Genomic DNA, 14,165 nt, shown 5'->3' with positions numbered 1-14,165 from the left:
AATAATCAATGTGGGTTACTTATTGATTAATTGACTGTAAGTCAGCTGTTTTATAGCTCAGTTGTGATTACAAATGCATTGATGTGGATAACTGTGAAGACAATTCGGTATGTTTATTGACGAAGTTATCAACTACCCCTGGATGATCATGAACCTGTCTTCCCCTGCTGCTTGGTCAATACCCATAAGCGTTTCAGTTATTCTCACACTTCCCTTCAACACATATTAGATTAATGTAAAATAGGTGCTGATACCCTTATTTTTATTAATATAGTTTATTAACTCAATAATAAAGTAGTGGTAGATCATCGTGGATAGCGTGAACTTAGCTCCTGCCAATTTGAAATATTGAATTTGAGTACGATCCGTGTATTGCCTCAAAGGTAAGGATCGACGATGAATTAACCCAATTATAAACAACTAAACAAATATGAGGTATTTATTACTATTATTTTGGCTAATGGGTTTGGGGCAACCATGCTTATTCGCCCAGGATTTCCCCATTCGGGGCACCGTAATCGACTCGATTACGAGAGGTCCGTTGCAAGGGGTGAGTGTCACGGTGGAAGGTACGTCAAGGGGTTCTTCCACCAATACGGCGGGCGGCTATGAACTGACCGTGCCGCAGCGTGACGCGGTATTGGTCTTCTCTTATGTCGGATACCAAACCAAAAAGGTTCCGGTGAGTGAAAAACAGGAAATCCACGTAGCGTTGGCTGCGGACGGTGCATCACTCGATGAGGTGGTGGTGGTGGGATATGGGCAGCAGCGCCGAGCAAGCGTAACGGCCTCCGTTGTCACGGTGAGCAATGAGGAGGTGAAATCGATTCCCACGGCAAATGTCGTTAGCGGATTGGCTGGCCGGTTGCCCGGACTGCGGGTAACCCAGCGTAATGGAGAGCCGGGATCCTATGCGACATCGTTTGACATTCGGGGCTTCGGTACGCCTCTGGTGGTGATCGACGGTGTGGTCAGGAATGGCGGGAGTTTCTCGCGGTTGGACCCCAACGATATTGAAAGCATATCGGTGCTGAAAGACGCCTCTGCTGCCGTATACGGTGTCCAAGCTGCAAACGGTGTCATTTTGGTGACCACTAGAAAAGGACATATCGGGAAGCCGCAGATCACCTACACGGCTAATTTAGAGCGGCAAAAGGTGACCAATGCCCCCGAAGTGGGTAATGCTTACGAATATGCGGTGCTGACCACCGAAAACGAAATCAACGGCGGCAGGTTACCTGGTGAAACCACCTATTCGCCGGAGGATCTTGAGAAATTCAGAGATGGCACATATCCAAGTACAGATTGGTATGATGTCGTTGCGCGTGAATATGCGGGAATGCAGCGGCATAACCTCAATGTAACGGGAGGCAGCGAGCGTATCAAGTACTACACATCGATCGGGTATCTCACCGAAGACGGCCTTTGGAAAAGCGGCGACCTCAATTATCGCCGATACAACATACGCTCCAATGTGACGGGGCGGATCACCGACCATTTGCAGGCGGAGTTGTTCATTGATGGGGCGCTGGAACAGAAAAATGAACCTGGTGAAGCGGCGTGGAACGTCTTCAAATTCACTTGGATGAACATCCCTACGTACTCGGTGTATGCCAATAACAATCCCGAATACTTACAGGATATGACCTATCCGTGGCATCCATTGGCGATGACGACAGCCGATATTGGCGGATACACCAAAACACGGACAAAATTTTTCCAGAGTAACCTGACACTGAATTACGATGTGCCATTTGTAGAAGGACTCAGTGCCAAGGTGATGGGGTCATTTTATAATGAAGCGATGTTCCGCAAATCGTGGCGGCAAAAATATGAACTGTATGACTTTGACCGATTGACGGAAACATATATACTCCGGGGAATCCAAAACAACCCGTCAACGCTTGCCGGGGATTACCGTCCCTTGGAGCGAATGTCGCTATTGGGACAATTAACGTATAGCCGGTTATTTGATGACGCGCATCATGTGAATGCGACGTTGGTATTTGAAGAGCGGCACGAAAAGAATGACAACCTGTGGGCGCAGAAGCAATTTGCCATCGATGTCGATCAGTTTTTTGCCGGTATATCGGATAATCAGCAGGTTAATTCCTCAGGAATCTATGAAAATGCAAATCAAAATGTGGTCGGAAGGATCAACTATGACTATTTGTCGAGGTATTTAGTGGAAGCCGGCTTTAATTATGGCGGATCGTCCAAATTCCCGAAAGGGAAGCGGTGGGGGTTCTTCCCTTTTGTGTCTGCAGGCTGGAGGCTTTCGGATGAGCCCTTCATCAAGCAGCGTTTACCTTTTCTCACGGATTTCAAGATAAGGGGTTCATGGGGGCAGATGGGTGATGATGGCGCAGTTGCTTTCCAATTCCTGACGGGTTACAATTACCCGAGCGGCAACTATATTTTTGATAACGAGGTGATTTCGGGGTTGGGATTTCGGGGAATGCCCAACCCCAATATTACCTGGTATACGGTGACTACCAAGAATCTGGGCGTGGATATCGCCATCCAAAATGGGTTGCTGTCTGCCCAGGTGGATATTTTCCAGCGTGATCGTTCAGGCCTGCTGGCTACGCGGTTGCTGACGATTCCCGGGACCGTGGGTGCGGCGCTGCCTCAGGAAAATCTCAATGAGGATTCCCGAAGAGGTATTGAGCTTGTGCTGGGGCATACCCACCAGATAAATGGTTTTCAATACAATGTTTCTGCTAATTTCACGTATACACGGGGACAGCCAACGAAACTGGAACGCAATGTAGACGGTAATTCTTACCTGAATTGGCGGAGTAATCCGCTGAACCGTTGGGATAACATGACCTGGGGGTACCATCTGATCGGTCAGTTTCAGTCCTATGATGAAATCTATACCTCACCGATCCAGGACGGCCAGGGAAACCGGACACTCCGGCCAGGTGATTTCAAATATGAAGATAAAAACAAAGATGGCATCCTTTCCGGGTTGGATGAGGTACCGATTGCCCGGAGTTATATTCCGGAGATCAACTATGGGTTGAATCTCGGCGCCTCCTGGAAAAAGTTTGATATGAATGCGCTTTTCCAGGGTGCAGCCAATTTTAACTTCCAATACATCGAGCAGATGCGTGCGCCTTTGCCTTGGGGGCGCAACAGCCTGACCCAGTTTATGGACAGGTGGCATCATGAAGATATCTATGACGTGAATAGCCCTTGGGTACCGGGTAAGTACCCGGCAACCAATTATACGGCATCCAACAATTGGAATTCCGAATTTTGGTGGCCCGATGCCAGCTATTTACGACTGAAACACGTCGAATTGGGGTATACGGTAGGCCCGTTGCCCAAGGTAGGGGATATGCAAGTGCGCCTCTTTGCCACGGCATTCAACCTGTTTACCTGGACGAGTATCAAGTATGTAGACCCTGAACAAGATCCGAATACTTATAATTACCTGTACCCATTGATGAGGATTTATAATTTCGGAATAAATGTCACCTTTTAAATCGCACATTCATGAAAACGATACGGATATACATCAGCATTGCGCTCATCATAGGTATTACGGCGAGTTGCAACGATAATCGATTGGATATTGCTCCCCTGAATATCCTTACTTTAGACCAAGTGCTTCAGAGCGAATCAGCTATTGATGCTTATATGGCAAGTCTCTACAGCGCCTTGCCCATGGAAGATCACCTGTTTTTCGCTGGTGGCGGGGGCAATCGGCTGGCCAATAACACTGACGAAGCACTCAGCTGCTTCGGAGACGAACGCAATGGAATCGGCGATGGAACGTGGACGCAATGGTGGGGGTATGACCATATCCGGAATGTGAATGACCTGATGGAGCACCTGCCCGAATCGTCACTTGGTGAGACAACAAAGCAACGGCTGCTTGGCGAGGCGTATTTCATCAGGGCTTATTATTACTTCGCCCTGGTAAAGCGTTATGGCGGAGTGCCCATCATCAAACAGGTGCAATATTACACCGGCGACAATTTGGCTGAACTTCAGGTGGCCCGCAATAAAGAAGAGGAGGTGTATGATTTTATTGCCAGTGACTTGGACAGTGCGGCGTTGTTGTTGGATGAAACAAGTGCACGGGGTCGGGCTACCAAATACACGGCATTTGCACTCAAATCACGCGCGATGTTGTATGCTGCTTCGGAAGCCAAGTATGGAGATGTACAGTTAGATGGCGTAGTTGGCATTCCGGTTTCGGCGGCAACGCGTTTTTGGGAAGCGGCTTATGATGCTGCGTGGGAAGTCATTTCATCTGCCCGGTATTCATTGTATAACCGTACACCAAATGACAAGGCGGCTAACTTTCAGCGGTTGTTTCTCGATGAGGATAATCCGGAGGTCATCCTGGCCCGGCATTTTTCATTTCCCGACAAAACACATGGGTATGACAATTGGGTGCTGCCTTTCGGTGTGCGCGGCCCCGATGGATACAGTTCACGGATGACCCCTACGCTGGAATGCGTGGAGCAGTTTGAATACATCGACGGAACACCCGGGAAATTGAAGATTGAAGACGAATCAGGGAATCCGATTTATTATGCGCACCCCAGCGACCTGTTCAAAGACAAGGATCCCCGGATGCTTGCTACGGTCATCATACCGTTCGGTGACTGGCAAGGGGCCATCGTGGATGTTCAAGCGGGGCTTTACGATCAAGGGGTTAAGTACGAGGCCGGGGATTATTCGGCGCTGTATAACCCGGAAACCCATCGGCCTGACAACGAAAACGGCACTGTACGCATCGTTGGATTGAGTGGGTTCGGTGGCAGCGAAAAGACGCAGACGGGGTTTTATACCCGCAAATACCTCAACGCCGATTTGGCGCGTTCGCTAGCCACCTTCGCCGGTTCGGACCAGCAATGGATCGACCTGAGGTACGGAGAAGTGCTGTTGAACTATGCCGAGGCGGCCAGTGAATTGCAGCGGTTTGACGACGCGGGTTGGGCATTGAATGAAATACGCCAGCGCGCAGGGATCAGGCTGCTGGAACGTGCTGAGGTTACAACGGAAAAGGTGCGGCACGAACGGCTGGTGGAATTGGCCTTTGAAAACCATCGCTGGTGGGATTACAGAAGGTGGCGGATCGCCGATCAGCTGCTGAATAACACACGGGTTTCTGCGCTCAAGCCGTATTATGATTTGGACGAACAGGCGTACCGATTTGAAGTGGGGGTAGCGGGTCGCTTCCCGAAAACATTCCCCGTGCGGGTTTATAAGGAACGCATAGACCCCGGAGAAATCAGCAAGAACCCCAAACTCATCCAAAACCCGAATTATTAAACGCAATTAACCAAATACAAGCATAGTCATGAAGACTCTAAAAAAAATATTCTTTCCGGCGCTGTTGATGATCTCTTGCTCCGAGATTGACAACTATGGCGAGCCAAACGGCGCGATCCATGGAAAGCTGATCGACAACATTACCAACGCAAATTTACAATCAGAGCAGCCAAATGGCTTTATTATCAAGCTTTTTGAAAAGGGGGGTGCGATGAATTCCCCTATCGTCTTCACCGGTAAACCCGACGGTTCTTTCGAGAATGCTTGGATTTTTCAAAACGAGTATATGGTTGTTCCCGTCGAAGGGGCATTTTTCCCGATCGATACAGCCACCGTACAGGTAGGGGGACGCACGGAGGTAAACTTTACGGTGACACCCTTTCTGGCCGTTACGGATGCTTCAATACAAGCTGCTGACGGAAAGATCACGGCTGTTTACCGGATCGCCCGTGCCGTAGCAGCGGAGAAAATTGTCGAGCGGAAAACACTTGTTTCCAAGATACCGACGGTCAACAATGCCATTTTTGATTTCAGGAGCGAAACAAATTTAGCTGATCTTCCCGATGAAGAAATTTTGGCAACTTCGTTTACCGATGAGGTTGCCGTACCGGCGGGCGAATATTACGTGCGGGTAGCTGTCCGTACGGACAATGCGCTAAGACGATATAATTACAGTGAAACCGTTATGATCAATGTGCCTTAGCCAAGTGTTGTCCCTTAGTATGGCACTGCTACTAGCCAGCGGTAAGCCAGCGGCCGACGTGCTTGACGTGGATCCCTTCATCGGCACTGACGCCCATGGGCATACCTTCCCTGGGGCCACCACGCCGTTCGGCATGGTGCAACTCAGCCCTTCCAATGACGCAAAGGACTGGGGCTGGTGTTCGGGCTACCATTACAGCGACAGCGTATTAAAGGGGTTTGCCCATACGCATCTCAGCGGCACGGGACTGGCGGGGCTGGGCGATATCCTGCTCATGCCTACGATGGGTCCGGTGCAAACGGACGCTGGTGATGAAGAAAATCCGGCAAGTGGTTATCGGTCGCGTTTTTCACATCGGGAGGAGGGGGCTTCCCCAGGTTATTATTGGGTACGGCTGTTGGACGATGATATCAACGTGGAGCTGACCTGCACGCCGAGGGTCGGCTTTCACCGGTATACGTTTGGCCGGGCAGGCAAGGGCAACATCATCATCGACCCCACGCATCATATTTATGAAACGGTGAAAGAAACGGAAATCGAATTTATTTCCGATACCGAAGTACAGGGTTATAAACGAAGTAATGGGGCGGGCGGCGATAGGAAAGTGTTTTTCTATGCGAAGTTTTCGAAGCCTTTCGGCGACTACGGGATTGCCGAGGGCAACTCCATTACGCAAGAAAAGGGAAAGAGAACAGGCGGGAACATCAAGGCATACGGATCATTCGATGTCCGGCAGGGCGAATCGGTGCAAGTGAAGGTGGCACTCTCCTTCGTCAGCTATGAAGGTGCAAAGAAAAATTTCAATGCGGAGGCGGCTACTCGGGATTTTGATGAGGTACGGATCGCGGCAATGGATAGCTGGCGGGAGAAGCTGTCGAAAATCGAAGTAAAAGGGGGGACGAGGAAGGACAGGCGGATCTTCTATACGGGGCTCTATCATGCCATGATCGCGCCTAACCTGATTAACGATGTTGATGGCAATTATTACATCGAGGGAAACGTGTACGCCGATAGCGCTAATCAATATAGCACGTTTTCGACATGGGATACCTTTCGCGCGCTGCATCCGCTATTGACCATTATTGATCCGCAGATCACCAAAGAAATTGTTAATTCGTTGATATCGCGGCATTTTGATTCCAAAGTGGAGTTGCCTGTTTGGGAGCTGTGCGGTCACGACAATGCCTGTATGACGAGCTACACACCGGTTTCGGTGATCGTAGATGCCGTGCGCAAAGGGGTACCGGGTATTGACCGGGAACGGGCATATCAAGCGATAAAAGCCGCTAGCCTATATGACGCTAAGGGAAGCAGGTACGCGGGAGGACAGATCTTGCCCTGGCTGAAAAAATACAATTACGTCCCATCGCATTTAGTGCAGTCGGTCACGCATACCATGGAATATGCTTATCAAGACTGGTGCATTTATATGCTGGCCAATGATCTCCGAAAAACAGCCGACACGGCTTATTACAAAAACCGTTCATTGAGCTACCTTAACCTGTACCGCCCCGAAAAGGGTTACTTTTGGCCTAAGGATACCCTAGGGAATTGGACAGACGTCAACCTCACCGATTGGCACAACATGCAGGGCCACTACATTACGGGCAATATCTGGGGATACTCCACGTTTATTCCGCACGGTATGGATAGGCTGATTACATTGAAAGGTGGCAAGGAAAAATTCTGCGCATGGATCGATCACATCATCAGTGATACCACCCGTATCGGAGGGGATGTACACGTGGATTTGTCGGGTTTCATTGGCAAATACGGCCATGGCGATGAACCCTCGCACCAGATGCCTTACCTTTATAACTATGGCGGACAGCCCTGGAAAACCCAAGCATTGGTACGGGAGGTGATGCAAACATTTTATGCGGATACCCCCGATGGTCTGGTCAACAACGAAGACTGTGGCCAAATGTCGGCTTGGTATATTTTCGGTGCCCTGGGGTTTTATCCGTTCTGCCCGGGGGATAATCAATACACCCTCGGTTCACCCTTGTTTGAAGAAGCCGTCATCCACCTGGGTGGTGGCAAGCGGTTTGTCATCACCGCAGCGCAAGCATCGAACAAGAATAAGTATGTACAACAAGCGCGTATTAACGGCGTACCTTTGCAACGACCATTTATTGGACACGAAGATATTCAGCATGGAGGGAAATTGGAGTTCACCATGGGTGAAGCGATGATGGAGTCCGCATATTAACTAACCAAGAACATGAAAAGACTATTCGTATTTGCGCTATTATTCAGCATCGCCACCTTGTCTTATTCCCAATCCTTTGAAATACGGGGCGTATTGCCCTGGCACAATTTCTTGTCGGGTCCCACCGCATGGAATGAACAGGATTACGAAAAATACCTGGATGAATGTGAGGAACACGGCATCAATTTCATCGCGTTCCACAATTATACGGGCGGGGGCGAGCGCTATTTCAATTACGTAGAGCCCATGGTAAAAATACAATACAAAAATGTGTTACCGGAGACGGGTTTTGACCATTCGGGCATGGCCCGGTGGGGATACCTGCCTATGAAAGTGGGCGAGTTTGCATATGGGACGGACAAGTTGTTCCGATTGCGCAAAGGGACCGAATATTTTGGTGCAGACTGCTCCATACTGGCTAAGACCGACGAGGAGCGGTACCAGCGCGCGCAATCGCTTATGCAAAAGGTGCTCAAAATGGCCCACCAGCGGGACATGCAGATGGCAATGGGGTTTGAGTTTGGGGTGGCCCCACCCGAATATGCCTCTATCAAATCCCGCGGCGATATGTATTGGCTAGGCGATGGCAGCATGGTATACAACCCGTTTGATCCCGATGCAACCGGTATTTTGTACGCGACCATCGACAACATCCTGGAGACCTATCCGGGCATCGATTGGATATACCTCTGGCTCAACGAGCACTGCATGTTCGGTGTCGATCCGGCGCTTGCCCTGAAAAATCAACGAATGAAAGCCTTTTTTGATGAAAATGAGCAATATTTTGCATCCGAGGGCATAGACGATAACCTCACGTTTCTGGGCGTATGGGCGCAGGCGTATATCCAAAAAGCGTACGATTACATCAAGCATAAAGCGCCTAATACAAAGATTGTCATTGGCGGATGGGGTGCGGAGTATCAAATGGGACAATTATTGCGGGGACTTGACAAGACGTTGCCCAAGGATGTCGTGTTTTCCATGCTGAACCCCGGTCAAGGGGCGAAGCCGCATCCCGACTATTTCAAAGAAATTGCCGCCAACCGCCAGATATGGGCCATTCCTTGGCTGGAGGGCGATTACTCGCTATGGCACCTGCAACCCCGGGTGCATGATATGCGGGCGCATGTAAAGAAGGCGGCCGATGATGGGCTTGATGGTGTGGTGGCCATCCACTGGCGCACGGAGGAGATTGCGACGAATTTCGAGACATTCGCCTATTTCGCGGCAAACCCCGCAGACGGGCGAGAAGTGGCAACCCTTTATCGCGATCACTGTTTGCGCAATTATGGTGCCTATGCCGCCAAGTACCTGGCGCCGCTACTGACCTCGGCCGATACTTCCAAAGTAATCAGCTCCATCAAATCCGAGGAGTACTTTGCCTTTACCCCTTCATGGGGTCGGCTTACGCCTCAGCAGGTGACGGCTTGCGAAACACTGATTAAGGCGATTGACGATTGCCTTAATCATGAAAATGACAAGGGCCACCTTTCCAACCTCGCCTGGCTAAGGGCCAATTATGAATTCACCTTGCTACTGGATGAGGTAAGCTATAGCATGGAGCCGGCGTGGAAGATCCGCGAAGCGGTGCTATCCGGTATGATGGAGGGGGGTGACGCGACTCCTACTAGCGTGATTAACGAGGCACTGGGGCGATTGCAAAAAGCACCCGTTGAGCGCCTGTTCACCACCTATGCTTCACGCGTACGCTCACGTGGAGAGTTGGGCGTACTCTCGTCCATGAATCAACGCATTTGGCGCGAGTATCGGCTGCTTGGTGATTTTTTGCAGAAGCTGCTTTAAACAGGCTAAACGAAGAAATTTATTACCGGAGCAATAAGCAAATCATTATTATAATTTGAGTCTTTTCAATGATTGTTTGATTAAGATAGTTTATCAACTCAATAATAAAGTGGTGGTGCTGCGCAGGCGATAGCGCGACCTTTGTATTAACCAATCGATAAAATGATACACCCCGAATGATGAATAGCTCCTCATATGAAGTCGCCGCTAGTCAGGCTGCGCTTCCGGATAGCACCGGAGAGTACCGCACCAAGTTCATTTTATTGGTCAGTGTGGTCGCCGCATTGGGCGGATTGCTATTTGGGTTTGATACGGCCATTATTTCGGGAACAATCCCTTATATAACGGATTATTTTGAGTTAGACGCATACCTGTTGGGTTGGGCGGTGAGCTCCATTATTGCCGGCTGTGTGCTGGGAGCCACGATGGCCGGTAGATTGGCCGACCGCCATGGCCGGCGGTTCGTACTGCTCATCTGTGCGGCGTTCTTTGCGCTTTCTGCCATTGGCGTAAGCCTATCCGATACGCTTTCTTTTTTTATCGGGTTTCGGGTCATCGGTGGGTTGGGAGTCGGCGCTGCTGCCATGGTATCGCCAATGTATATTGCCGAAATGGCGCCAGCGCCCTGGCGCGGGCGCTTGGTAGCCACCTATCAGTTGGCCATCGTTACGGGCATATTGCTCGCCTACTTATCAAATTATTGGTTGGCCGATATCGGACCGAACAATTGGCGATGGATGTTTGCCTCACAATTGGTTCCCGCAATACTATTCGGGTTATTGCTCCTTCTTGTCCCCGAGACACCGCGTTGGCTGGCTAAAATGAAGCGGATCGATCAGGCAGCGGCAGTCCTGCGCAAAACGGGTGGTGAGGGATATAGCCAGTCCGAAATCGCCCGTATTAACCGGAGTTTCCAAGAGGGGCGGCAGATCTCGCTTGTGGGCTTGCTTTCTCCCCTATACCGGCCGATTGTTGGCATGGGCGCGATGTTGGCGATCTTTCAACAGGTTACGGGAATAAATGCCATTTTGTATTACGCGCCGGTGATATTCAAAGAAACGGGTATCGAAACGTCCAATTCGCTTTTGCAGACGATCGGCGTGGGGGTTATCATGGTCTTGTCCACGTTTATCGCCATCGCGCTGGTGGACCGCCTGGGCCGGAGAAAACTGCTGCTTTGGGGAAGCCTGTTGATGGGCGCGTCGCTGCTGACCGTATCGGGTTGTTTTCACTACCAATACTTTGATAACTATGTGGTATTGGCGGCCATGCTCGTTTATGTAGGTACATTTGGGGCTACACTCGGGGCAGTGACATGGGTATACCTGTCAGAGGTATTTCCCAACCGTATTCGCGGACTGGCCCTTGCGGTTTCGACCATCGTCCTGTGGGTGGCCGACTTCGTAGTCACCTACACGTTCCCCATCATGGTAAAAGAATTGGGTACCGCAGCAACGCTGGTTTGCTATGCAGTGTGCTGTGCCGTCGCTTTTATTTACATGTTGCTGAAATTGCCTGAAACCAAAAATACCGCGCTGGAAGACATTGAAAAATTACTAATCAAATCGAAATAATATGAATTTACCGCAGGCTTTTGTAAAGGACGGCGCCGTTTCTGCTGAAAACATTGAATACTATCATGAAAGAGGTTACCTCATTGCGCCGTCGCTCATCAGTCGGGAGGATGTCCATGCACTGAAAGCCGAGACTGCCAAGATCTTCAGGGGAGAACGGGGCGCAATTGATGGTTTATTGCCTGTCAATGAAAACGAACCGGATGATGATGTCCTGAAAAAGTATGTGGCCATCCACTTTCCGCATAAAGTTTCTTCATTGATACGGGATGCGCTGTCGCATAAGCGGGTCGTGAATGTATTGACGCACATCTTGGGTCCAAATGTCAAATGCATGCAGTCCATGTTGTTTGTGAAAGCCCCCGGCAAGGCGGGCCAATCGTGGCATCAGGATGAATATTATATTCCTACTAGGGATTGCTCGCTGGTTGGGGCGTGGATTGCTATCGACGATGCCACCATAGATAACGGTTGTTTGTGGATCATCCCAGGCTCCAACCAACCCAGTTATATCCGGCCTAGGGTGGACAACCACAATCCCGAATATGCGGATGTGGATACGGTCGATGTATCCGGCTATGGACCGGATGATAGCATTCCAGTGGAAGTGAAAAGTGGTTCCGTGGTTTTTTTCAATGGGTATACCCTCCACAGTTCCTTGAAAAACCGCACAACCGATTGTTTCCGTACGGCGTTGGTTAATCACTATATGCGCGCGGAGTCTATGCTTCCTTGGGATCAGGACGGAAAGCTGGAGCGAACGGAGGATCTTCGTGACGTCGTCATCGTGTCGGGTTCAGATCCCTATGATTATAAGGGGATCATCGATGTAAATAAACCTTACCTCCGTCCGGAGATCTTGAAGATAAAAACGGAGTCCCGTTAAATATGGCAGGAATCTTATTCTTCTGTCCACGTTGGGGCGCTGAAGAGGTGCCCTGGACGGATTTTCTGGTGGGGGTCAAATCGGCGGGATATAACGGGGTGGAAGTAGGTATCGCAAAAGGTACGACCATCCAAGAAATGGATACAATGTGGGAAGCTGCTGAAAAGCGTGGGCTTGTGCTCATCATCCAACACTATGACACCTCGGCTGCCGAGTTTTCCAAGCATTACGATGCCTATGCGGATTGGTTCGAAAAGATACGGGACTACCCGGCAGTGAAGGTAAACTCCCAGACCGGCAGGGATTTTTTTACTTATGAGCAGAATAAGGCACTCATTGACCTGGCTACCGGTTTTACGGCAGCATCGGGGCTGCCGGTTTTCCACGAGACCCATCGAAGCAAATTCAGCTTTGCCGCACATGTCACACAAGCCTACCTAGCGGGCATTCCTGACCTTCGGATAACATTGGATATTTCCCACTGGATATGCGTGGCGGAGACCTACTTGGCGGATCAACCGGATGCCGTAACCCTGGCTATTCAGCGGACGGGGCACCTCCACGCGCGGGTGGGGTATACTCAGGGACCGCAGGTACCCGATCCCCGGGTGGCCGAATGGCGGGATGCACTGGATATTCATCTCCGCTGGTGGGATCAAGTGGTTGGTGTGTGGAAAGCGCGCAACGAGGCTCGGATGACCATTACGCCAGAGTTTGGTCCGTCTCCTTACATGGTCCATCTGCCAGGTACCCTCACGCCCATCAGCGATCAATGGGAGGTAAACCGGTATATGATGGAATTGTTGGGCGACCGCTATCGCGGATAATGTATTTGTCGGTTATTTTACGGATTCCCTGAAGTGGTTACGGAAATGGGAAGGGGTAAACCCTTTTATTTTAAGAAACTGCTTATTGAAATTGGCCAAGGTGTTGAAGCCACTTTCGTAACAGATCTCGATAATGGTCAGGTTCGTGTCAATCAATAGGTTGCAGGCGTAGCCAATGCGTACTTCATTCAGAAAAGAAACATACGTTTTTTTGGTGCTCTTCTTGAAATAATGGCAAAACGCCGGTATGCTCATCCCCACGCTCCCTGCGATATAGGCGAGGGAAATCGGCTGCTTGAAATGGTCTATCGTGTACTGGAAGATCTTGTCAATGCGTTCCTTATCCTTTGCGTTGAGAGGTTTCACTTCTTGATTAGAAAGTTCGACATACTCGGCTTCGAATGCAATGATCGACAGGCATTCGCAGAGTGCTGTAATCCGCGGAAAACCCCTCAAGCATTCCAGATCGCGTATCAATAGGCCTAATCGCGTTTTGCTTTTGCCTACGATTTTCAACCCTTTTACGGAGGTCTGGAACATGAGGTTGATGTCACGTAGTTCGGGAAGATCCATAAACTCCCTTCCCCAAAAATCCTCACGGAACTGAACGACGACCGCGCTGGTGACCAGGTCCTGCTTTTTCTGAAAGGTATGCGGTAGGTTGGCGCCTAAGAAGAAAATATCGCCAGTCTCGAAGGCACCTACGTAGTTCCCGATGAAACTCATCCCTTCTCCTTCTGTAAAGAGTATCAGTTCATATTCGATGTGCTGATGCCAGGGCACCTCGAAATTCGGCGTGCGGTAGGTTCTGGCCACAAACGACGAGTCTTCCGAAAGCGGTAGTTTTTGAATAAGCGGTTTCATC

Annotated in this window: 9 protein-coding genes; 8 read left to right on the top strand and 1 reads right to left on the bottom strand. The window is 50.0% G+C overall.

The window, feature by feature from the left end; translation table 11 throughout:
* The first annotated feature begins 430 nt into the window (after positions 1 to 430).
* The 8 genes from ACMGDE_RS02270 to ACMGDE_RS02235 all read left to right on the top strand — a co-directional run bounded on the left by ACMGDE_RS02270 (position 431) and on the right by ACMGDE_RS02235 (position 13,300).
* A complete protein-coding gene (locus ACMGDE_RS02270) occupies positions 431 to 3,493 on the top strand; it encodes a SusC/RagA family TonB-linked outer membrane protein (RefSeq protein WP_436831132.1) in 3,063 nt (1,020 codons plus the stop codon).
* An 11-nt stretch (positions 3,494 to 3,504) separates the two neighbouring features.
* A complete protein-coding gene (locus ACMGDE_RS02265) occupies positions 3,505 to 5,295 on the top strand; it encodes a RagB/SusD family nutrient uptake outer membrane protein (protein ID WP_436831131.1) in 1,791 nt (596 codons plus the stop codon).
* A gap of 28 nt (positions 5,296 to 5,323) precedes the next feature.
* Positions 5,324 to 5,998: a DUF3823 domain-containing protein gene (locus ACMGDE_RS02260; protein ID WP_436831130.1), complete on the top strand. Its 675-nt coding sequence runs from the start codon at positions 5,324 to 5,326 to the stop codon at positions 5,996 to 5,998.
* Positions 5,999 to 6,017: 19 nt separating this feature from the next.
* Complete coding sequence (locus ACMGDE_RS02255) at positions 6,018 to 8,210, top strand: GH92 family glycosyl hydrolase (RefSeq protein ID WP_436831129.1); 2,193 nt, start codon at positions 6,018 to 6,020, stop codon at positions 8,208 to 8,210.
* Positions 8,211 to 8,222: 12 nt separating this feature from the next.
* Positions 8,223 to 10,013 carry an alpha-amylase family protein gene (locus ACMGDE_RS02250; RefSeq protein WP_436831128.1) on the top strand — a complete coding sequence of 597 codons (1,791 nt, stop codon included), beginning with the start codon at positions 8,223 to 8,225 and terminating at the stop codon, positions 10,011 to 10,013.
* Between the two features lie 179 nt (positions 10,014 to 10,192).
* Entirely contained in the window at positions 10,193 to 11,587 is a 1,395-nt protein-coding gene (locus tag ACMGDE_RS02245) for a sugar porter family MFS transporter (RefSeq protein WP_436831127.1), read from the top strand.
* Position 11,588: 1 nt separating this feature from the next.
* Entirely contained in the window at positions 11,589 to 12,473 is an 885-nt protein-coding gene (locus ACMGDE_RS02240) for a phytanoyl-CoA dioxygenase family protein (protein WP_436831126.1), read from the top strand.
* A gap of 2 nt (positions 12,474 to 12,475) precedes the next feature.
* On the top strand, positions 12,476 to 13,300 hold the full coding sequence (locus ACMGDE_RS02235) for a sugar phosphate isomerase/epimerase (RefSeq protein WP_436831125.1): 825 nt from the start codon (positions 12,476 to 12,478) through the stop codon (positions 13,298 to 13,300).
* Positions 13,301 to 13,312: 12 nt separating this feature from the next.
* On the opposite strand, the gene ACMGDE_RS02230 is transcribed toward ACMGDE_RS02235, so the two are convergent.
* Entirely contained in the window at positions 13,313 to 14,164 is an 852-nt protein-coding gene (locus ACMGDE_RS02230; protein ID WP_436831124.1) for an AraC family transcriptional regulator, read from the bottom strand.
* Between the last annotated feature and the right edge of the window lies 1 nt (position 14,165).

This window comes from Parapedobacter brassicae, from assembly GCF_051400755.1.
Classification (GTDB): Bacteria; Bacteroidota; Bacteroidia; order Sphingobacteriales; family Sphingobacteriaceae; genus Parapedobacter.
Note: the sequence above shows the minus strand (reverse complement) of the source record. Positions and strands in the feature narration are given on the sequence as shown.